This window comes from Pseudomonas sp. 5.2, from assembly GCF_059025405.1.
Genome location: NZ_JBYBHH010000002.1, coordinates 75,757 through 94,350 on the forward strand (window position 1 = coordinate 75,757; position 18,594 = coordinate 94,350).

Annotated in this window: 19 protein-coding genes; 11 read left to right on the plus strand and 8 right to left on the minus strand. The window is 64.1% G+C overall.

Translation table 11 applies throughout. From position 1 onward, the window contains the following. The first annotated feature begins 2 nt into the window (after window positions 1-2). Both fahA and maiA read left to right on the plus strand, forming a co-directional pair. Window positions 3-1,295 carry a fumarylacetoacetase gene (gene fahA / locus AC5PZ0_RS04015; protein ID WP_493854411.1) on the plus strand — a complete coding sequence of 431 codons (1,293 nt, stop codon included), beginning with the start codon at window positions 3-5 and terminating at the stop codon, window positions 1,293-1,295. A 12-nt stretch (window positions 1,296-1,307) separates the two neighbouring features. Then, window positions 1,308-1,940, plus strand: a complete 633-nt coding sequence (maiA, locus tag AC5PZ0_RS04020) for a maleylacetoacetate isomerase (protein WP_493854412.1) — start codon at window positions 1,308-1,310, stop codon at window positions 1,938-1,940. Here the strand turns inward: maiA and AC5PZ0_RS04025 are convergent. Further along, window positions 1,934-2,740, minus strand: a complete 807-nt coding sequence (locus tag AC5PZ0_RS04025; RefSeq protein WP_493854413.1) for a SirB1 family protein — start codon at window positions 2,738-2,740, stop codon at window positions 1,934-1,936. The genes maiA and AC5PZ0_RS04025 overlap by 7 nt on opposite strands. A gap of 124 nt (window positions 2,741-2,864) precedes the next feature. Between AC5PZ0_RS04025 and AC5PZ0_RS04030 the strand changes: the two genes are divergently transcribed. Beyond that, entirely contained in the window at window positions 2,865-3,884 is a 1,020-nt protein-coding gene (locus AC5PZ0_RS04030) for a Glu/Leu/Phe/Val dehydrogenase family protein (RefSeq protein WP_027595265.1), read from the plus strand. 104 nt (window positions 3,885-3,988) lie between these two features. On the opposite strand, the gene AC5PZ0_RS04035 is transcribed toward AC5PZ0_RS04030, so the two are convergent. Continuing rightward, a complete protein-coding gene (locus AC5PZ0_RS04035) occupies window positions 3,989-4,249 on the minus strand; it encodes a YebG family protein (protein ID WP_027595266.1) in 261 nt (86 codons plus the stop codon). Window positions 4,250-4,481: 232 nt separating this feature from the next. On the opposite strand from AC5PZ0_RS04035, the gene AC5PZ0_RS04040 reads away from it, so the two are divergent. Continuing rightward, window positions 4,482-4,952 carry a phosphate-starvation-inducible protein PsiE gene (locus AC5PZ0_RS04040; RefSeq protein WP_027595267.1) on the plus strand — a complete coding sequence of 157 codons (471 nt, stop codon included), beginning with the start codon at window positions 4,482-4,484 and terminating at the stop codon, window positions 4,950-4,952. Window positions 4,953-4,955: 3 nt separating this feature from the next. Here the strand turns inward: AC5PZ0_RS04040 and AC5PZ0_RS04045 are convergent, their stop codons facing one another. The 5 genes from AC5PZ0_RS04045 to AC5PZ0_RS04065 all read right to left on the minus strand — a co-directional run bounded on the left by AC5PZ0_RS04045 (window position 4,956) and on the right by AC5PZ0_RS04065 (window position 9,929). Next, complete coding sequence (locus AC5PZ0_RS04045; RefSeq protein WP_027595268.1) at window positions 4,956-5,246, minus strand: DUF3509 domain-containing protein; 291 nt, start codon at window positions 5,244-5,246, stop codon at window positions 4,956-4,958. Window positions 5,247-5,368: 122 nt separating this feature from the next. After that, on the minus strand, window positions 5,369-5,716 hold the full coding sequence (locus AC5PZ0_RS04050) for an HPF/RaiA family ribosome-associated protein (RefSeq protein WP_027595269.1): 348 nt from the start codon (window positions 5,714-5,716) through the stop codon (window positions 5,369-5,371). Window positions 5,717-5,896: 180 nt separating this feature from the next. Continuing rightward, on the minus strand, window positions 5,897-8,221 hold the full coding sequence (gene fecA / locus AC5PZ0_RS04055) for a TonB-dependent Fe(3+) dicitrate receptor FecA (protein WP_493854414.1): 2,325 nt from the start codon (window positions 8,219-8,221) through the stop codon (window positions 5,897-5,899). Between the two features lie 290 nt (window positions 8,222-8,511). Next, entirely contained in the window at window positions 8,512-9,438 is a 927-nt protein-coding gene (locus AC5PZ0_RS04060) for a FecR domain-containing protein (protein WP_493854415.1), read from the minus strand. Beyond that, complete coding sequence (locus AC5PZ0_RS04065) at window positions 9,435-9,929, minus strand: sigma-70 family RNA polymerase sigma factor (RefSeq protein ID WP_085273953.1); 495 nt, start codon at window positions 9,927-9,929, stop codon at window positions 9,435-9,437. Before AC5PZ0_RS04065 ends, AC5PZ0_RS04060 begins: the two co-directional genes overlap by 4 nt. A gap of 196 nt (window positions 9,930-10,125) precedes the next feature. Between AC5PZ0_RS04065 and AC5PZ0_RS04070 the strand changes: the two genes are divergently transcribed. The 6 genes from AC5PZ0_RS04070 to AC5PZ0_RS04095 all read left to right on the plus strand — a co-directional run bounded on the left by AC5PZ0_RS04070 (window position 10,126) and on the right by AC5PZ0_RS04095 (window position 16,550). After that, entirely contained in the window at window positions 10,126-10,431 is a 306-nt protein-coding gene (locus AC5PZ0_RS04070) for a DUF3649 domain-containing protein (RefSeq protein ID WP_027595273.1), read from the plus strand. Next, entirely contained in the window at window positions 10,428-12,011 is a 1,584-nt protein-coding gene (locus tag AC5PZ0_RS04075) for a PepSY-associated TM helix domain-containing protein (protein ID WP_099430409.1), read from the plus strand. Before AC5PZ0_RS04070 ends, AC5PZ0_RS04075 begins: the two co-directional genes overlap by 4 nt. Continuing rightward, window positions 12,005-12,331: a DUF3325 domain-containing protein gene (locus AC5PZ0_RS04080; protein ID WP_265968530.1), complete on the plus strand. Its 327-nt coding sequence runs from the start codon at window positions 12,005-12,007 to the stop codon at window positions 12,329-12,331. The genes AC5PZ0_RS04075 and AC5PZ0_RS04080 overlap by 7 nt, the downstream gene beginning before the upstream one ends. 22 nt (window positions 12,332-12,353) lie before the next feature. Further along, window positions 12,354-12,911: an RNA polymerase sigma factor gene (locus tag AC5PZ0_RS04085; RefSeq protein WP_085273957.1), complete on the plus strand. Its 558-nt coding sequence runs from the start codon at window positions 12,354-12,356 to the stop codon at window positions 12,909-12,911. Then, window positions 12,908-13,891: a FecR family protein gene (locus AC5PZ0_RS04090; RefSeq protein WP_493854416.1), complete on the plus strand. Its 984-nt coding sequence runs from the start codon at window positions 12,908-12,910 to the stop codon at window positions 13,889-13,891. Before AC5PZ0_RS04085 ends, AC5PZ0_RS04090 begins: the two co-directional genes overlap by 4 nt. 268 nt (window positions 13,892-14,159) lie before the next feature. After that, window positions 14,160-16,550, plus strand: coding sequence for a TonB-dependent siderophore receptor (locus tag AC5PZ0_RS04095; RefSeq protein ID WP_493854417.1), 2,391 nt, complete (start codon window positions 14,160-14,162; stop codon window positions 16,548-16,550). Here the strand turns inward: AC5PZ0_RS04095 and AC5PZ0_RS04100 are convergent. Next, window positions 16,547-17,422 (minus strand): helix-turn-helix domain-containing protein, encoded by an 876-nt coding sequence (locus AC5PZ0_RS04100; RefSeq protein WP_493854418.1) that lies wholly within the window; start codon window positions 17,420-17,422, stop codon window positions 16,547-16,549. The genes AC5PZ0_RS04095 and AC5PZ0_RS04100 overlap by 4 nt on opposite strands. Before the next feature lie 257 nt (window positions 17,423-17,679). Between AC5PZ0_RS04100 and AC5PZ0_RS04105 the strand changes: the two genes are divergently transcribed. Then, complete coding sequence (locus AC5PZ0_RS04105) at window positions 17,680-18,585, plus strand: DMT family transporter (protein ID WP_493854419.1); 906 nt, start codon at window positions 17,680-17,682, stop codon at window positions 18,583-18,585. Window positions 18,586-18,594: the final 9 nt, after the last annotated feature.

The window sequence follows — 18,594 nt, forward strand, 5'->3', positions numbered from 1 at the left end:
CCATGAACCAGACCGCCATTACCCGTAGCTGGGTCGAGCATGCCAACGGGCACAGCGATTTCCCGCTGCAAAACCTGCCGTTGGGCATCTTCAGCCGGCCGGGTGAAGCGCTGCGCTGCGGCGTGGCCATCGGCGATGCCATCCTTGACCTGGAAGCGGTGCTCGCTGCGGGCTTGTTCGACGGCGAGGCCAAGGCAGCGGTGGAGGCTACCCGCGGTGGTGCACTGAACGCCTTCTTCGCCCTCGGCCGTGGCGCCCGTGTCGCCCTGCGTGAGCGCCTGCTGGCGCTGCTCGGCGAACACAGCGAACACCAGTCGGCGCTGAAAACCGCGCTTTACCCAGCCAGTGATTGCCAACTGCATGTGCCGGCGAAGATCGGGGACTACACCGACTTCTACGTCGGCATCGAACACGCCAAGAACGTCGGCAAGCTGTTCCGCCCGGACAACCCGCTGCTGCCCAACTACAAGCATGTGCCGATCGGTTACCACGGTCGCGCTTCGACCATTCGCCCCTCCGGTACCGATGTGCGCCGACCCCAAGGCCAAACCCTGCCGGCCGGGCACACCGAGCCAAGCTTCGGGCCCTGCGCGCGCCTGGACTACGAGCTGGAGCTGGGTATCTGGATTGGCCAGGGCAACGACATGGGCGAGTCGATCCCGGTGGGTGATGCCGCCGAGCACGTCGCCGGCTTCTGCCTGCTCAACGACTGGTCGGCGCGTGATATCCAGGCCTGGGAATACCAGCCACTGGGGCCGTTTTTGTCCAAGAGTTTCATTACCAGCATTTCGCTCTGGGTGGTGACCGCCGAGGCCCTGGAGCCGTTCCGCACTGCGCAGCCGGCGCGCCCGCAAGGCGATCCGCAGCCGCTGTCCTACCTGATGGATGCACGTGACCAGGCCAAGGGTGCGTTCGATATCGAACTGGAAGTGCTGCTGCTGACCGAGCGCATGCGCGAGCAAGGCATTGCGGCTCACCGGCTGACCCTGAGCAACACCCGCAGCATGTACTGGACCGTGGCGCAGATGGTTGCCCACCACAGCGTCAACGGTTGCCAGCTGCAACCGGGCGACCTGTTCGGTTCGGGCACACTGTCGGGGGCAACGCCAGGCTCTTTTGGCAGCCTGCTAGAGATCACCGAGGGCGGCAAGCAGCCGGTGGAACTGGCCAGCGGTGAGGTGCGCAAGTTCCTCGAAGACGGCGACGAAATCATCCTGCGTGCCCGTTGCACGCGTGATGGTGTGGCCAGCATCGGCTTCGGCGAATGCCGCGGCAAAGTCATCGCAGCCAACTGAGGGGGCAGGGGTATGGAGCTGTACACCTACTACCGTTCCACCTCGTCCTACCGGGTGCGCATCGCGCTGGCGCTGAAGGGGCTGGGTTACCAGTCCTTGCCGGTCAACCTGCTCAAGGGCGAGCAGCGCGGTGCGGACTATGTCGCCGTGAACCCGCAGGGCCGTGTACCGGCCCTGCGCACCGACAGCGGTGCGCTGTTGGTGCAGTCACCGGCGATCATCGAGTACCTGGAAGAGGTTTATCCACACCCTGCGCTGCTGCCGGACACGGCCGAGGCGCGAGCCAAGGTGCGCGGTGTGGCGGCGATCATTGGCTGCGATGTTCACCCGTTGCACAACGTCAGCGTACTTAACCTGCTGCGCCAGGCAGGGCAGGACGAGCCTCAGGTCAACCAGTGGATCGCGCACTGGATCGGCCAAGGGCTGTCGGCGGTCGAGCAACTGATCGGCGACCACGGCTTCTGCTTTGGCGACACGCCGGGCTTGGCGGATGTCTACTTGCTGCCGCAGGTGTACGCTGCCGAGCGGTTCAACATCGACCTGGGCGGTTATCCGCGCATTCGTCGGGTCGCCGCCCTGGCAGCCCAGCACCCGGCGTTCATCCAGGCGCATCCTTCGCAGCAGCCGGATACCCCGGCTCAGTGAATCGAACGGTTCACCGTCGGGAGTTTGCCGATCCGCTCGGAAAGCTTCAGGCGCTGGACCGGGTCTTCTGTGAGTAGCAGGGCATGCTCCAGGTCGAAACGTTCGGCCTGCGGGCAATCCAGAAACTGGTAGAGCGATGCGCGGGTGGTGTAGTCGCTGACCTGCACCGGGCCCAGCTGCATCACCCGTTCGGCGTCGATCAACGCAGCCAGGTGGTTGTCGTTGCTGATGTGCAATTGGCGCAGGTTGCGTGACAGGCGTTGCAGCATTTGCCGAGGGCTGGCCGTGCGCATGTGCTCTGCACTCAGCGGCACGTGTGGGCCGAACTGGCGGGCGAGCAGGTCGCGGCAATCGCTGGGGTACAAGCGCCTGCCGCCGCAAGGGTCGAGCAGGTGGTCGGCACCGGGCACGCTCAGCAGGAAGTGGCCGGGAAATGCAACGCCTTCCAGCGGGATCGACAGCCGCCCAGCCAGTTCCAGGGCCAGGATGGCCAGGGTCAATGGCTGGCCACGGCGGCGCTGCAGCACTTTGTCCATCATCGCCGCGTGTGGCCGCAACGGGTGATATTCGTCTTGTTGAAAGCCCAGTGCATTGAGTTGGCGCAGCAGCGGCTGGGCCAGTTCGCACAGGGGCAGCATCGGCAGGTTGGCGCTGATCTCGCGGTGCAGGTCGTGCAGCAGGGCAAGGCTGCTCGCGGGCTCGACACTTCGGTCGTGCTCGGCGGCCATCCACAATGCGGCTTCCAGCAGGGCGACAGGCTCGCGTTCCAGGCAGGCCAGGCAGGCTTGACGTGGCTTCATGGGGCTTCTCCACACACGTTTAACTATTAGCTGTGGCGCGCGGTTTCGTCCAGTGGTCTGACCGAGGCTTCCCGCACTTGGGCCTGCCTATACTGATAGGAGCACCTCGCTGGGGAGCCCGTCGATGTTCGCGCTAATGCAAAGCACCCGTACCCAATCGCTGCACCTGTTCATCGACCCGCCAACGGGGTTGAAGGCGGTGGTGGCGATCCACAGCGAGCAGCTGGGCCCCGCCATGGGCGGTTGTCGCTACCTGCCATACGCCGATGACGAGAGCGCCATGGTCGACGCGATCCGCTTGGCCCAGGGCATGAGCTACAAGGCCGCGCTGGCCGGTTTGGCCTTGGGCGGCGGCAAGGCAGTGATCATGCGCAACCCCCATGTGGAAAACCGCGCTGCGCTGTTCGAGGCATTCGGCCGTTTCGTCGATACCTTGCAGGGGCGCTTCATCACGGCTGTGGACAGCGGTACCTCGACGGTGGATATGGACTGCATCGCGCAGAGCACGCCGCATGTGACCAGCACAACAGCCTCGGGGGACCCTTCGCCCCATGCCGCCATGGGCGTGTTCGCCGGCATCCGCGCCACGTCGAAAGCACGGCTGGGCAGTAACAACCTGGAAGGCTTGCGGGTGGCCGTACAAGGGCTGGGCAACGTTGGCTATGCCTTGGCCGAGCAACTGCACGCGGCGGGTGCGGAGCTGTTGGTGAGCGACCTGGACCCCGGGCGGGTGCGGTTGGCGGTCGAGCAGTTCAATGCCCACCCGGTGACCAACGATGCCTTGATCAGCACCCCCTGCGACATCTTCGCCCCGTGTGGCGTAGGGCCTGTGCTGAACGGGCAGAGCGTGATGCAGCTGCGCTGTGCGGCGGTGGCGGGGGCGGCGAACAACCAGCTGACCACCCTGCAGGTTGCCGACCAGTTGGAATCGCGCGGGATACTGTATGCGCCCGACTATGTGATCAATGCCGGTGGGCTGATCTACGTAGCGTTGACCCATCGGGGCGAAGACCTGGGGACCATCACCGCGCACCTGGCGCGCATTCCTACGCGGCTCACCGAAGTGTTTGGCCATGCCCAGGCAGAGAAGCGCTCGCCGGCGCGGGTGGCGCAGATGCTGGCAGAGCGGCTGCTCTACGGCTAAGCCTGACGCTTCCCCTGTAGGAGCAGCCTTGTGCTGCGAAAGGGCCGGTATGGCTAGCATTCATTGTTCGACTTCAAGGGCCTCTTCGCAGCCCAAGGCTGCTCTTACTGGGCTTGGCCTTCGAGCAACTCTGCCAACGCATCTGGCTGGCTCTTGAACGCCCGGGCGAACACGTCGCGGTTCTTGGCCATGTAGATACCGGCTTCCTCGACCTGTTGCTCGGTCAGCGATGGCACCGCCTTGTGCAGCACTTCTGCCAGGCGCTCGGCCAGTTCGAGCATCTTGTCGTGACGATCTGCTTCGGCCTTATCCATGAACAAGCGCTCCGGGTCGCGGCTGCTGCGGTACACCACTTCGACGGCCATTCATCACCTCTATGCCTTTTTGCTGGTTGGGTTGCGTTTTACTGTATCTTTATACAGTAATGGCATTGGGCATCGTTGCGCAACCAGAATCTTCCCGCAAAAGCGTAGCCCACAGGTGCCTTGCGGCAATCGGTCGCCTTCCAAGGCGAGGGCCTGGCCCTTTAACTGCATGGCACAAGCGTCACACAGGTGACGCATCATCCTTCATGGCGTATCGGGGAATGGGACAATCGTGAACATCAAATGGGCTGAAAAGCTGCGCAAGGGCCTGCACGGCTCGGCCGACTCGCTGGGCAACCTGTGCGTCGAGGCATTCCATTATCTGGCGCTGTTCGGCATTGGCGCCATCACCGCCTACGCGGCGGTGATGACCTTCCTGGACATGCTCGGCAAGGGCGGGGTCAGTGTCGATGACATCCTGCTGCTGTTCATCTACCTGGAGCTGGGGGCCATGGTTGGGATCTACTTCAAGACCAACCACATGCCCATCCGCTTTTTGCTGTACGTGGCGATCACCGCATTGACCCGCCTGCTGATCGGCGATGTCTCGCACCACAAGGCGCCGGACGAGGGGCTGTTGTACCTATGCGGTGGCATCCTGTTGCTGGCGTTCTCGATCCTGGTGGTGCGCTACGCGTCGTACCGCTACCCCTCGACCAAGGTGCTGGATGCCAATGGCAAGGAAGTGGACGAGGGCAAGTAGCCCTCAGTTGGCCACGAAGTGACGCGGTGCATGCTGCGCATCGCGGGTGAGTGCTGCGAGCACTTGCATCGGGTTCTGGCTCAGTTCGATGGCCAGGCCCAGGCGGATGCTGTCGATGACCCGCTGCAAGCGCACCGGGTCGTTACGCTGAGCCTGGCTGATCAGGCGCTTGGCGACCACGCCAGCGTCGTCGGCAAGGGTGAGCATGATGCTGCCATCCAGGTCGACGATGCTCAGGTTGACCCGGTACTCGGGGGCGAAGGCGGCGCTGATCTGTGCGAAGGGGTTGTTCATGGTCATGCGTTCTGCAGCGATTGAGTGCAGGGGTTGACCGGCATGAGCGCGCGTTGGTTCAGCGCCGTTGATCGACAGAAACGAAAACGCCCGGCACTAGGCCGGGCGTTTTGTTACCACCCTCAGGCGTCGGGGTCACTTAGCTCCAGCACGCCGCGCTTGCTGCGCAACTTGCCGTAGAAGTGTTCAAGCGCGTGGTTGAGCTTGGTGGCGGCGCCATCGACCGCCTGGTCCAGCGAGGTGGCGGTGTGGGTCACGGAAATCGGTTGGTGGCCTTTCGGGCGAGCCTCCATTTGGCAACGTTTGTCATGCGGTCCGGGTTTGGCGCCGTTCTCGTCGCGCAGGTGCACCTCGATGCGGGTGAGGTCGTCCTCGTAACGTTCCAGTGAGCTTTCCAGCGTACTGCGGACCCACTCGTCGAGCCGGGCGTTACCTTCGATATGGTTGCTGCTGTTGACCTGGATTTGCATGATTCAATCCTTATTCAGCTTGCTCGCATGGAGGCGTGCCTAGGCCCTTGAGACCCTTGGAATTTCTGCGCCTCTTGACTCTAAGGTCAGGCAACGGCGGAATGATTTCAAGCCCTTTTTGAAAATAAATTTCTTGTTGCAACTGCAAGGCGAGGGCCGCGCAGCGACCCCCGGGTTTCGTCAGAAGGCTACCGAGGTCTGCACGTAGAGGGTCCGTGGTTCACCCACATACTTACCCTTGTTGTTGTCGTCGAACGAACGCGTGTAGTACTCGCGGTTGAACAGGTTCTTCACGCCTACCGCCACCTTCAGGTTCGACATCTGCGGGCCAAAGTCATACCCGGCGCGGGTGCTGACCAGCATGTAGCCGGGGATACGCCCGGTGCTGCCATCGGCACTTTCCTGGCCGGTATTGGCGTTGTCGGCATACTGGCTGCTCTGGAAGCTGCTATCCAGGTCCAACTGCCACGGGCCTTCGGTGTAGCCGACGCCCAAGGTGCCCTTGTGCCGTGAAGAGAACGGCACCTTATTACCCTTGTTCGGGCCGTCTTCGCGAATGGTGGCATCGACGAACGCGTAGCTGGCATGCACGTCGAAGCCGGCCAGTGCCGGGCTCAGGCCGTCGAGGGCATAGCGGATGCTGGTCTCGATGCCTTGGTGACGGGTCTCACCGCGTGCAATCACCGAATCGTTGGTCTGGTTGCTTTCATACTGGTTGTCGAAGTTGATCAGAAACGCGCCGATCTCCGCCTGCACGTCGCCATTGTCATAGCGGGTGCCGACTTCCCAGGTGCGTGCTTTTTCGGGTTTTACTTCACCGCTGCTGACGCGGTTGGGCATCTGGCTGTACTGCACGCTGCCGAACGAACCCTCGGTGTTGGCATACAGGTTCCAGCTGTCGGTGAGGTGGTACATCACGTTCAACGCCGGCAACGCGGTGTTGTAGCTGCCCTGGTAACGCTGGCCATTGAGCGTGTTGCTCTGTTCGGAGTCGATCATCTCGTAGCGTACGCCCGGGGTGATGGTCCAGCGGCCGATGTCGATACGGTCGTCCAGGTAGATGGCGTGGGCTTCGGTGCTGCCGCGGGTATCGCGGTCGTTGCGGCTGGCAGTGGTCGGCAGGTCGCCGTTGACCGGTTCGCGGAAGCGCAATTCGTGGCCGGCTTCGTTGACATAGCGGTAGCCGATGCCCAGTTCGTGCCAGCTGTCACCCAGCGCAACGCCTTGGGAGAACCGGGTTTCGATACCGCGCACCCAGTATTCGCGCGGCGACAGCGAAACGAAGCTGCCCTGGTCGAGGTAGCCACTGCGCAGGGTTTTGGTGAAGAAGCTGTTGACGCTGAACTGGCGGTCGTCTTGCTTGTAGTCGTAGCCGACGTTGACCAGCGTGCGACGGCCCCAGAACTTGTCCTTCAGGCGCGTCGACTGGTAAGGGTCGGCATCGAAATCGGCGGTGCTCAGGCCGCCGGGCATGTCGGCTTCGCCTTCGTAGTATTGGGCCATGGCGTGCAGGCTGTTGGCCTCATCCAGTTGCAGCTTGCCCTTGAGGATCAGGTCATCGATCTGCGTGTCGCTGTGCTCGCGCCAGTCGCCGCCACGGGTGCCAGAGTAGAGCAGGGCGCCGCCCAGGCCGTTGGCATTGGTGCCGCCGACCAGCAGGTTGGCGCTGTTCTTGAAACCGTCGTGGCTCGAGGACGGGCTGATCTGGTTTTGCATGGCGGCCTTGAAGGTGGCCTCCTCAGGGATTGCACGGGTCACGAAGTTGACGATGCCGCCGACGTTCTGCGGGCCATAGCGCACTGCGCCGCCGCCGCGCACCACGTCCACGGCATCCATGTTGCCCATGCTGATCGGCGCCAGTGACAACTGAGGCTGGCCGTACGGCGCGAACGGCACCGGGATGCCGTCCATCAGCACGGTGGAGCGCGACGCCAGGCGTGGGTTGAGGCCACGGATACCAAAGTTCAGCGCCAGGTCATGGCTGCCGGTGCCGTTGTTGTCTGGCGCATTCACCCCAGGGATGCGGTTGAGCACTTCGCGCGCGGTGGTGGCGCCGCTGCGTTCGAAGGCTTCACGGCGCACGACGTCGCGGGCGCCGGGGTGTTCGAAGACGTTGTCTTGCTGGGCTTCGGCCAACCAGTCGCCGACCACCGTTGAAGCCCCCAGCTCGACGGCGGCGCTGGTGCTGGCGGCACTCAGCGGCTGCAGGCTGAAGGCGTTGTCGGTTTCTTGCCGGGCTTGCAGGCCACTGCCGCGCAGCAGCGCGTCGAGGCCCTGGCGCACATCGTACTGGCCGTCCAGGCCTGGGGTGTTCATGCCTTGGGTCAGTTGCGATCCGAACGAGATCAATGCGCCGCTCTCGCGACCGAACTGGTTGAGGGCGTCTTCAAGGGAGCCGGCGGCGATGTGGTAGGTCCGCGCTTCGGCGTGGGCCGCGGGGCTGGCGAGGCCGAGGGTGGTGGCGAGCAGCAGGGCGTGGACGAGGGGGCTGGGGCGCAACGGCATGGGTGAGGTCCTGAGAGAAGGGGTTTGCCTTGTCTGTCACGCGAACCTTGGGAAATGGCTCAGGTGAATGCAAAAAATCTGCGGCTGCTGTGCAGCCTATGGCCGGCAAGCCAGCGCCCGTAGGTAACTGCGCAGGCTCAGACCTTGTGACGACCCTGTGGGAGCGGGCTTGTCCCGCGAATGGGGATACGCGGTGCATGGCACCGGCTTCGCCGGTGTTCGCGGGGCAAGCCCGCTCCCACGGCTGTAGTTATTGCCAGGGTGGCGCTGTAGGTGGGGGCCCGGCAACCTCACGTCAGGCTATCGACCGTCACCCAGTACCGGGTAAACCGTCGCACCCGCACCGGCAATGCCACCTCCAGCATCTGCAGAATTCGCTCACTGTCATCCAGCGGGTAAGACCCGGAAATCCGCAGGTCGGCGACCCGGTCGCTGCACCCCAGTTGCCCCTGCCGGTAGCGGCCGAGCTCGGCCAGGAAATCCCCCAGGCGCATCTGCGACGCTACCAGCATGCCGTCGACCCAGGCCCCGGCATTGCGGTCCAGCGCTGTGACCGCCCGCCAGCCGTTGCCCCCCAATCGGGCCTGTTGCCCTGCCAGCAAGGCCTCACCCGACACAGTGGCGACGCCACTGAACACCGACACCAGGCTGAACCCGTCGTACTGGCGCACGTTGAAACGGCCGCTGTCCAACTGCAGCGCAGCTTCGCCGGTGCGCAGCAGCAAGGGCCGGGCATCCTTGACCACCTCCAGCGCCAGTTCGCCTTCGAGCAGGCGCACCACCCGCTGGTGCCCATCAAAGCGCACATCGGCGGCGCTACGGGTATTGAGTTGCAGCAGGCTGCCGTCTTCCAGGTTCAGCCGCCGACGCTGGCCGACCGGGCTGCGGTAGTCGGCCATTAGCCCTGGCAACGGGTTGTGCTGCTGCAGCCCCAACCCTGTGGCACTGGCCACACCGAGCAACAACAGGGCCTTGAGCGCACGCCTTCGAGCGGCCGATGGCGGCGCTTGCAGCGTCGCATGCACCACGGGCGAAGCCACCCCACGTAGCCGCTGATTGACCTGCTGAATATGCGCCCAGGCGCGCTGGTGTTCGTGGTCGGCTTGTAGCCAGTGCTCCAGCGCCAACTGCTGAGCCCGATCAAAATCATCACCCTGGGACTCGATCAACCAATGCACGGCCTGCTCGGCTACCTGCGGAGAAAACTGGGTATTCACAGGGCGAAGTAACAGCGCATGGCCGCCTTGTTCAGGTAGCGTTTGACCGTGGCCAGTGACACGTTCAGCTCACGCGCGATTTCGCCTTGGCCCAGGCCGTCGACCTGCGCCAGCAGGAAGGCACGCTTGACCAGCGCTGGCAGGCCATCCAGCAGGCGGTCGAGCTCCAGCAGCGTCTCGAAGATGATCGCTTTCTGTTCTTCGCTCGGTGCCACGTCTTCCGGCACCTGAGCCAAGGCCTGGAGGTAGGCGCGTTCCAGTTCCTGGCGCCGAAAGTGATTGCACAGCACCCGCTTGGCGACCGTGGCCAGGAACGCCCGGGGTTCGATCAATTGCGGTGTCTCGCGTGCTTGAAGCAGGCGTACGTAAGTGTCCTGCGCCAGGTCGGCGGCACTCTGCGGGCAGCCAAGGCGGCGGCGCAACCAGCCGGTCAGCCAGTTGTGATGGGCGTGATAGAGGCCTTCGACCGTGGAGGAAAGGGCGCTGGACACCGTGGATACTCCGGCGCCAAGATGCGCGATTGGAAGTAATAATTGTTCGCATTGTAGTGGGCGACCCTGTGCTCGGCAATCCTCCAGGGGCGGATCGCCGGCCCGTCAGCGATGGGCGGCTAAGCAGCGGCAATATTTTGCTTATGCGAATTGAAATCATTATTATTGCAGCCCCGAAAATGCCCGGACCTCCGCCATGAAGCGCAACGCCGCCGGTCTCCCGCTCAGCTACCGCCTGGCCGTGGCCTCACGCTGCCTGGCTGCAACGCTGGGCGGTTATCTGCTGGCATCCATGGCCAGTGTCAGCATCGCCCTGCTGGCGCCCTTGCCACGGGTCGACGCGACCCTCACAGGCTTGCTGTTGTCGTTCGTCTTCTACGTGCTGGCGTTCATCTGGTGCTTCGCTTGCCGTAGCGCCTGGCGTGCCTGGTGGGGCGTGCTGTTGCCAAGCGTGCTGCTGGGCGTGGTCAGCGGTTTTGCCTACTGGATGAAAAACCCATGAAAGAAGGCTTTCGCCAGGCCATGGCCTGGTTGCACACCTGGACCGGCCTGATCTTCGGCTGGTTGCTGTTCGCCATCTTCCTCACTGGCACGCTTTCGTACTTCAAGGACGAGATCAACCACTGGACCCAGCCCGAGGTGCGCAGCCATGCGCTCGACCCGGTAAACAGCCTGGGCTTGGCCCAGCGCTACCTGGAGGCCAACGCCGCGCACGCCAGCAACTGGATGATCCGCTTGCCCAACGCGCGCGAGGCGGCGCTGAACGTGGGCTGGCGCGACCCCGAGGCGGGGCGCCGCGGTTTTGTCAGCAAAAGCCTCGATGCGCAGACTGGCCAGCCAGTCGAGGCGCGCGATAGCCGTGGCGGCGAATTCTTCTACCGCTTCCACTTCCAGCTGGAGATGCCGTACCCGTTCGGCCGTTGGCTGTCGACGTTCTGTGCCTTCATCATGCTGCTGGGCTTGGTTACCGGGATCATCACCCACAAGAAGATCTTCAAAGAGTTTTTCACCTTCCGCCCTGGCAAAGGCCAGCGCTCCTGGCTGGACGGGCACAACGCAATCGGCGTGCTGGTGCTGCCGTTCCACCTGATGATCAGCTACAGCAGCCTGGTGCTGTTCATGTACATGGTGATGCCTGCCGGCATTCTGGCCAGCTATGGCGGCAATACCGGCGAGTACTTCAACGAGCTGTTCGGCCGCGACGATGCGCCCAAGGCTGCCAACGTCGCGACGCCCCTGGTGCCGTTGCCGACGCTGTACGCCAAAGTCGAGGAATTGGCGCCGGGTGCACGCATCGGTTTCATCCAGCTGCAAAACCCCGGTGACCGCAATGCCCGGGTCACCTTCACCCAGTCCTCGGCTGATAACGTCGCCTACCGGCGCAGCACCCACTGGACCTTCGATGGCGCCAGCGGCGCGCTGCTGACCCAAGGTGCACCGGAGAGCGGTGCGATGATGACGGCCTTCAGTTTTGCCGGCCTGCACATGGGCAATTTCGCCGGGCCCTGGCTGCGTTGGTTGTACTTTGTCTTCGGCGTGGCCGGCACAGCAGTCATCGGCACAGGGTTGGTGATGTGGCTGGGCAAGCGTCAGCTCAAGCATGCCAAGAGCGCGCACATGCCCGGCGAATTGCGCTTGGTCGAGGTGCTCAACATTGCCAGCATGAGTGGCCTGCTGCTAGCGGTGGCTGGGTTCTTCTGGGCCAATCGGCTGATCCCTGTGGCTGTCGAGGGCCGCGCCGATTGGGAGGTCAACACGTTCTTCCTGGTCTGGGCACTGTCGCTGGTGCATGCCGTGCTGCGTTCCGGGCGCCGCGCCTGGGGCGAGCAACTGGCGCTGGGGGCGCTGGCCTTCGCCTTGCTGCCGCTGCTCAATGGCCTGACCACAGGCCAGGGCCTCGATCAGTCATTGCGGTCTGGCGACTGGGCCATGGCCGGGTTCGACCTCACGGCGCTGGCCACCGGCGTGTTCCTGGCCTGGACGGCCAGCAAGATGCTGCGCCCGGCAAAGCCTGTTACCAAGCGCGCCTCACGCGCGGCCCAAAAACCGACGGTCGAGGGCGGCGAGGTGAGCGGATGCTAGGTAGTGCGCTGATCGGCTTCGCGGGCTTCGTGGCCCTGTGCCTGGCCATGGAAAAACACTTCAAGGAGCTGCTTGGGCGCAAACCACAGGCGCAACAGTTGCGTGTGCTGCGCGTCGGTGGCTGGCTGCTGCTGGTGCTGTCGCTGGTACTCAGCGTGCACATGCGGGGCTGGGCGCATGGCCTGGTGGAATGGATAGCGGTGTTGATGGCGGGGGTGACCCTGTGGGTGTTCGCCCTGCCGTACCAGCCCCGCCTGTTGCTGGGCCTGGCCGCCGTCAGCGTGGTGCTCGGCCCGCTGTTGGCCGTGCTTGCTGTGTGACGCCTTGAGCGAGCCGGGTGACATGATCGAGCCAGACGCTGACAACACCGGCGGGCGTGCGCGCTTTGTTCAGGTGTTTCTGGCGCAGCGTGCGCGCATGGAGGCATTGGTCAGCCGCCGGGTCGGTTGCCGGGCCACGGCATCGGACCTGGTCCAGGAGTTGTTCCTGCGCTTCTGGCGCCGCCCCGAGGTCAAGGTGGAAGCACTGGACACCTACCTTTTGCGCTGCGCCGGCAACCTTGCCATCGACCACTTGCGCAGCGAAGGCAGCCGCGAGCGTGTGGCCGAAGCCACGCAAGCCGTGGATGAGCAGTCCAGTGCTGCAGAACCTGAGCAAGCCCTGGAGGTCGATCACGACCTGCAACGCATCGAGGCTGCGTTGCGTGCCTTGCCCGATCGCACGCGGCAGATCTTCCTGCTCAATCGTATCCACGGCTGCACGTACAGCGAGATCGCCACGGCCATGCAACTGTCCCAGAGCGCCGTTGAAAAGCATATGATGCGCGCCCTCGAAGCGTGCAAGGCGAGTGTCGCCGAGCCCGTTTCCACCCTACGCAGGCCAGGGAGCGCCCGTCGATGAGCCGTCCGAATCCGATCACTGCCGCGCAGTCACAGGCCGCGCTGCAGTGGCTGAGCCGCATCAACGAACAGCCTGAGCAAGCCCAAGGTGCGGCGTTCAAGCGTTGGTTGCTGGCCGACCCGGGGCATCGAGAGGCGTATGCACAGGCTCAGGCGCTGTGGCAGATGAGCGCGGCGCCAGCGGCGCGGTTGGCCGATGAAGAGCGTGAGGGCCTGCAAAAGTACCTGGATGCCATGGCCAAGGCGCCTGCCCGAGGTCGTTGGCGCCAACGCGTCGCCGCCTTGGCGGTTGCAGCCTGCCTGGTGCTGGCGGTTGGCACCGTGGGGGGTTGGCACCCTGGCTACTGGCTGCAGGACCTGCAGGCCGACTACAGCAGCGCCGGCAACGTCCGCCAGGTGACCCTGGCCGATCAATCGCAGGTGACACTAGATGCAGGCAGCGCAATCACGGTCGACTTCGCCCAGGGCGAGCGCCGTGTGCGGCTGCTGCGCGGGGCGGCGTTCTTCCAGGTCACCCACACCGGCGAGCCGTTTCTGGTCGCTGCCGCAGGCGGTGAGGTGCGGGTGCTGGGCACCCAGTTCGAGGTGCGTGAGCAGGGGGATGGCGCGCAGGTGACGGTGCGCAGTGGGCGGGTCGCGGTGACGCCGGGGCAAGGCGCGGTCGCCCGTGAACTGACGGCCAATCAGCAGCTGGCTTACGTTGACGGCCATGCGGGCAGCACCGTGAGCGTAGACAGCGAGAGCCGCCTGGCTTGGCGCCAGGGCTGGCTGAATTACTACCAAGTGCCGCTGGCGCAGGTGGTCGAAGACCTCGGGCGGTACTACCCGGGGCGCATCCTGCTGCTCGAGGGTGAGTTGGGGCAGCGCAAGGTCAGTGGCAGTTTCCCGGTGCAAGCGCCTTTGGCAGCGCTCGACTCACTGGGCAACGTGATGGGCTTTTCCCGGCAGACCGTATTGGGGCGGTTGACGATTATCCGCTAGGCACCTGTACCAGAACCTGTGGGAGCAACCGTCTTGTGGTGCTTATTCCGGCCTCATCGCTGGCAAGCCAGCTCCCACAGGTAACTGCGCAGGCTCAGACCTTTTGAGGAACCTGTGGGAGCGGCGGTGCGGCGGTCCGACTTGCCCGCGAAGAGGCCGGCCCAGGAAAAAAATTCAATTAACGGATGAGGTAACAGGACGTGGCATCCGTGTAATGAGTGGAAGTGCGATTCATTCGCAATCAACACCCACTTACAGGTCAGCGTCCATGAAGTTTACCCCGCGTTGCGTCCCCCTCTGGCTCGGCCTTTCGGTGTGCCCGGTCATCGCCATCGCACCGCTGGCCGGGGCGGCCGAGCAGGTACAGGCGTACACGTTTGCCCAGCCGAGCCAACCTTTGGCCCAGGCGCTCAATGCCTTCAGCCGAGCCACCGGCCAGAGCGTGGTGTACACCCTCGAGCTTCCTGGCCTGCAGGCACCTGCCCTCAACGGGACCTTCAGCGCAGAGCAGGCGCTGCAGCAATTGCTGGGCACTTCCGGCCTGGCCTGGCGCCGCGTCGATGCCCGCACCTTCACCCTCGAAGCCGTGAGCAGCGACGGTGCACTCAACCTGCAGGCCACCACCGTGACCTCGCAGATGGACGCCTACAGCTATCAGCCCCCGGCCACGGCCTCGATCATGCGTGGCCAGGGCCCGACCCAGGACATCCCCCAGGCCATCAACGTGGTCCCGGCCCAGGTCATTCGCGACCAGGCCCCGCGCAACCTCGATGATGCCTTGACCAACGTCAGCGGCATTACCCAGGGCAACAACTTTGGCGGCACCTCCGACACCGTGATGAAGCGCGGCTTTGGCGACAACCGCGACGGTTCGATCATGCGTGACGGCATGCCCATCGTGCAGGGCCGCAGCCTTAATGCCAGCACCGAGCGGGTAGAAGTGCTCAAGGGCCCGGCCTCGCTGCTGTATGGCATCCAGGACCCAGGCGGGGTCATCAACGTGGTCAGCAAGCGCCCGCAACTGCAGCAGTACAACGCCCTGACGGTGCGTGGCTCGACCTACGGCAGCGGCAAAAATGGCAGCGGTGGTGGTTTCGACAGCACCGGCGCACTCGGCGACAGCAACTTCGCCTACCGCCTGATCGTCGACCACGAAGATGAGGACTACTGGCGCAACTTCGGTGTGCACCGCGAATCGCTGGTAGCGCCGTCGCTGGCCTGGCTGGGCGAGGACACCCAGGTGGTGGTGGCGTACGAGCACCGTGAGTTTCTTTACCCGTTCGACCGCGGCACGGCCTTTGGCAGCAACGGCCACCCCTTGGACATTCCGGCCACGCGTCGCCTGGATGAGCCATTCAACGACATGGAAGGGCGCTCTGACCTGTATCGCCTGGAGGTCGACCACCAATTGGCCGACGACTGGAAGCTGCACTTCGGCTACAGCTTCAACCGCGAGACCTACGACGCCAGCCAGGTCCGCGTGACGGGCGTCAACGAAGCCAAGGGCACGCTGACGCGCAGCATCGACGGCACGCACAACGCTATGAGCCGCGACCAGTTCGCCACCCTGAGCCTTGCGGGCAACGTCGAGTTGGGCGGCCTGCAGCATGACCTGTTGTTCGGCCTCGATCACGAAGACCGCAAGGTGTTTCGTGGCGACCTGATCCGCCAGACGGCGCAGTCTACCTTCAGCTATGAAAACCCGGTCTACGGCCAGGAAGTGGAGGGCAGCAACGTGCGCGCCAGCGACAGCGACCAGACCGACAAACTGCGCACCGACGCGCTGTTCGTGCAGGACGCCCTGCACCTGGATGAGCACTGGATCCTGGTGGCCGGTGCGCGCTTCCAGCAGTTCGACCAATACGCCGGCCGCGGTCGCCCGTTCAAAGCCAACACCGACACTAGCGGCCAGGCCTGGGTGCCGCATGCCGGCATCGTCTACAAGGTCGATGACCAGCTGTCGTTCTATGGCAGCTACAGCGAGTCGTTCAAGCCCAACTCCAGCATTGCGCCGTTGACCGGCGGGGTGGTGCTGGATGCGTCGGTAGCGCCCGAAGAGGGCAAATCGTGGGAGCTAGGGGCCAAGCTCGACATGCCAGGCAGCCTGACCGGCACCTTGGCGCTGTTCGACATCACCAAGCGCAATGTGCTGGTCGCCAACTTCGACACGGGTACCGGCGAGACGGTCTACAGCAATGCTGGCGAGGTCAATTCACGCGGTGTTGAGCTTGACCTGACTGGGCAGCTCAGCGAGCGCTGGAGCTTGATCGGCAGTTATGCTTTTACCGATGCCAAGGTCACCAAAGACCCGGACCTTGAAGGCAACCGCCTGCAGAACGTGGCCAAGCACAGTGGCTCGCTTTCGGCGGTGTATGACTTTGGCCGCGTGTTCGGTGGCGACCGGCTGCGCTTTGGTGCTGGGGCCCGTTATGTGGGCGAGCGTTCGGGCAACTCGACCAACACTTTCGACCTGCCCAGCTATACCGTTGCTGATGCATTTGCCACGTACGAGACCCAGCTCGACGAACACAACGTGCGCCTGCAGTTGAACGTGAAGAACCTGTTCGACAAGGTTTACTACAGCTCGGCAGTGAACCAGTACTTTGTCGCAGTTGGCGATGCGCGGCAGGTGAGCCTGTCCAGCACCTTCGAGTTCTAAGGGCTGAAGGCTGTGCGATAGTCGCCAGGCGTCGCTCCGAATGCCTGGCGGAAGCGGTTGCTGAAATGGCTGGCACTGGCAAACCCGCACAGCAACGCCACCTCTCCCAGCGGCAGGTGACCCAAGCGCAGCAACTGGCAAGCACGGTGCAGCCGTCGTGCCAGCAGGTACTGGTGTGGCGGCAAGCCGAAACTGGTGCGGAACATGCGCGCGAAGTGGTACTCGGAAAGGTTGCAGCGCAGGGCCAGTTCACCGAGGGTGATGGGCTGGTCCAGATGCGCCTCGATGTACTCCACCAACTGCCGACGCAGGTTCGGCGCCAAGCCGCCTTTCAGGCGCAGACCCTGACGTAGCCCAACCTGGCTGAGCACTGCGTGGTCGACGATTTCATGCGCCAGGCTGCTGGCCAGCAGGCGCTCGTCGGGCTCGTCCCAGGCCAGGTTGATCAACTGGCGAAAGCGCGCCGACTGTTGCGGGTCATCGAGGAACGTCGCCTCCTGCAGCTGCAATTCCCGCGGCTCACGGTCCAGCAGGCGCACGCAACCGAGGGCGAACTGCGCCTCGCTGACGTACAGGTGCGCCAGGCGGATCGCGCCGTTGACCACCCAGTTCGACTCATGGCCGGCCGGCATGATGCACAGCTTGTTCGGCGCGCCCTTGTCGGCTGGGCGCTGGCGACGGAAGGTGCCGGTGCCATCGGCGATGTAGCACGACAGCGTGTGATGGCTGGGCGCCTGGTAATCGCGGGCATCGTCGCGGTTGCGCCACAGCGCCGCAGCCAAGCCGTCGCCCAGGTGCGCGCTCAGCTCCAGGCGGGCGTGGGGCGAGGCGTGCATGGCGTTGAAGACGTGCAGCTGGGAGAGTGGGGTCATGGGCGATTCCTCTGGGGCCATCGTACTGCGCTTGCGTTGCGCTGACAGCTACCTGGGTTGGAAAAGCGCAAGTTTGTGCAAGCGCAGGGCAGTGGCCAGGGGGAACACTGGGGGCCCTGGCGAGGGCTGCGCCCTCGTTCGCAGGCAAGCCAGCTCCTACAGGTACGGCGCCGTTTTCCTGTAGGAGCTGGCTTGCCTGCGATGGGCCGCAAGGCGGCCCCAGGTTGTATGGTCGAACGCCTGAGGAGGCCCCACCTGTGAACCTGTCCCTGTACCTGCTCACCGTCCTGATCTGGGGCACCACCTGGATCGCCCTGAAACTGCAACTGGGCGTGGTCGCCATCCCGGTGTCCATCGTCTACCGCTTCGCTTTGGCCGGCCTGATCCTGTTCGCCATCCTGTTGCTCACCCGCCGCCTGCAACCCATGAACCGCCGCGGCCACCTCATCTGCCTGGCCCAAGGCCTGTGCCTGTTCTGCGTCAACTTCATGTGCTTCCTCACCGCCAGCCAGTGGATCGCCAGCGGCCTGATCGCCGTGGTGTTCTCCACCGCGACCCTGTGGAACGCACTCAACGCCCGGGTGTTCTTTGGCCAGAAGATCGCTGCCAACGTGCTGGGTGGCGGAGCACTGGGGCTGCTGGGCCTGGGCCTGCTGTTCTGGCCCGAACTGTCCCACCATGCCGCCAGCCGCGAAACCCTGTACGGCCTCGGCCTGGCTTTGCTCGGCACGCTGTGCTTCTCGGCCGGCAACATGCTGTCGAGCATGCAGCAGAAAGCAGGGCTCAAGCCCATGACCACCAATGCCTGGGGCATGGTCTATGGCGCGGCGATGCTGACGGTTTATTGCCTGTTCAGCGGCATCCCCTTCGCCATGGAATGGAACACCAGGTACATCGGCTCGCTGATGTACCTGGTCATCCCGGGCTCGGTGATTGGTTTCACCGCCTACCTGACCCTGGTTGGGCGCATGGGGCCGGAGCGGGCAGCCTACTGTACGGTGCTGTTCCCGCTGGTGGCCTTAAACGTGTCGGCGTTTGTCGAAGGCTATCAATGGACGGCGCCGGCGCTGTTTGGGGTGATGCTGGTAATGGGGGGGAATGTACTGGTATTTCGCAAACTCAAAGCCACACGCATTTCTACAGTCCCCTTACTCAGGCCGTGATGCTGAAGT

Coding starts and splice junctions, on each gene's coding strand:
- fahA (WP_493854411.1), top strand. CDS start 3: ATGAACCAGACCGCCATTACCCGTAGCTGGGTCGAGCATGCCAACGGG.
- maiA (WP_493854412.1), top strand. CDS start 1,308: ATGGAGCTGTACACCTACTACCGTTCCACCTCGTCCTACCGGGTGCGC.
- AC5PZ0_RS04025 (WP_493854413.1), bottom strand. CDS start 2,740: ATGAAGCCACGTCAAGCCTGCCTGGCCTGCCTGGAACGCGAGCCTGTC.
- AC5PZ0_RS04030 (WP_027595265.1), top strand. CDS start 2,865: ATGTTCGCGCTAATGCAAAGCACCCGTACCCAATCGCTGCACCTGTTC.
- AC5PZ0_RS04035 (WP_027595266.1), bottom strand. CDS start 4,249: ATGGCCGTCGAAGTGGTGTACCGCAGCAGCCGCGACCCGGAGCGCTTG.
- AC5PZ0_RS04045 (WP_027595268.1), bottom strand. CDS start 5,246: ATGAACAACCCCTTCGCACAGATCAGCGCCGCCTTCGCCCCCGAGTAC.
- AC5PZ0_RS04050 (WP_027595269.1), bottom strand. CDS start 5,716: ATGCAAATCCAGGTCAACAGCAGCAACCATATCGAAGGTAACGCCCGG.
- fecA (WP_493854414.1), bottom strand. CDS start 8,221: ATGCCGTTGCGCCCCAGCCCCCTCGTCCACGCCCTGCTGCTCGCCACC.
- AC5PZ0_RS04070 (WP_027595273.1), top strand. CDS start 10,126: ATGAAGCGCAACGCCGCCGGTCTCCCGCTCAGCTACCGCCTGGCCGTG.
- AC5PZ0_RS04075 (WP_099430409.1), top strand. CDS start 10,428: ATGAAAGAAGGCTTTCGCCAGGCCATGGCCTGGTTGCACACCTGGACC.
- AC5PZ0_RS04080 (WP_265968530.1), top strand. CDS start 12,005: ATGCTAGGTAGTGCGCTGATCGGCTTCGCGGGCTTCGTGGCCCTGTGC.
- AC5PZ0_RS04085 (WP_085273957.1), top strand. CDS start 12,354: ATGATCGAGCCAGACGCTGACAACACCGGCGGGCGTGCGCGCTTTGTT.
- AC5PZ0_RS04090 (WP_493854416.1), top strand. CDS start 12,908: ATGAGCCGTCCGAATCCGATCACTGCCGCGCAGTCACAGGCCGCGCTG.
- AC5PZ0_RS04095 (WP_493854417.1), top strand. CDS start 14,160: ATGAAGTTTACCCCGCGTTGCGTCCCCCTCTGGCTCGGCCTTTCGGTG.
- AC5PZ0_RS04100 (WP_493854418.1), bottom strand. CDS start 17,422: ATGACCCCACTCTCCCAGCTGCACGTCTTCAACGCCATGCACGCCTCG.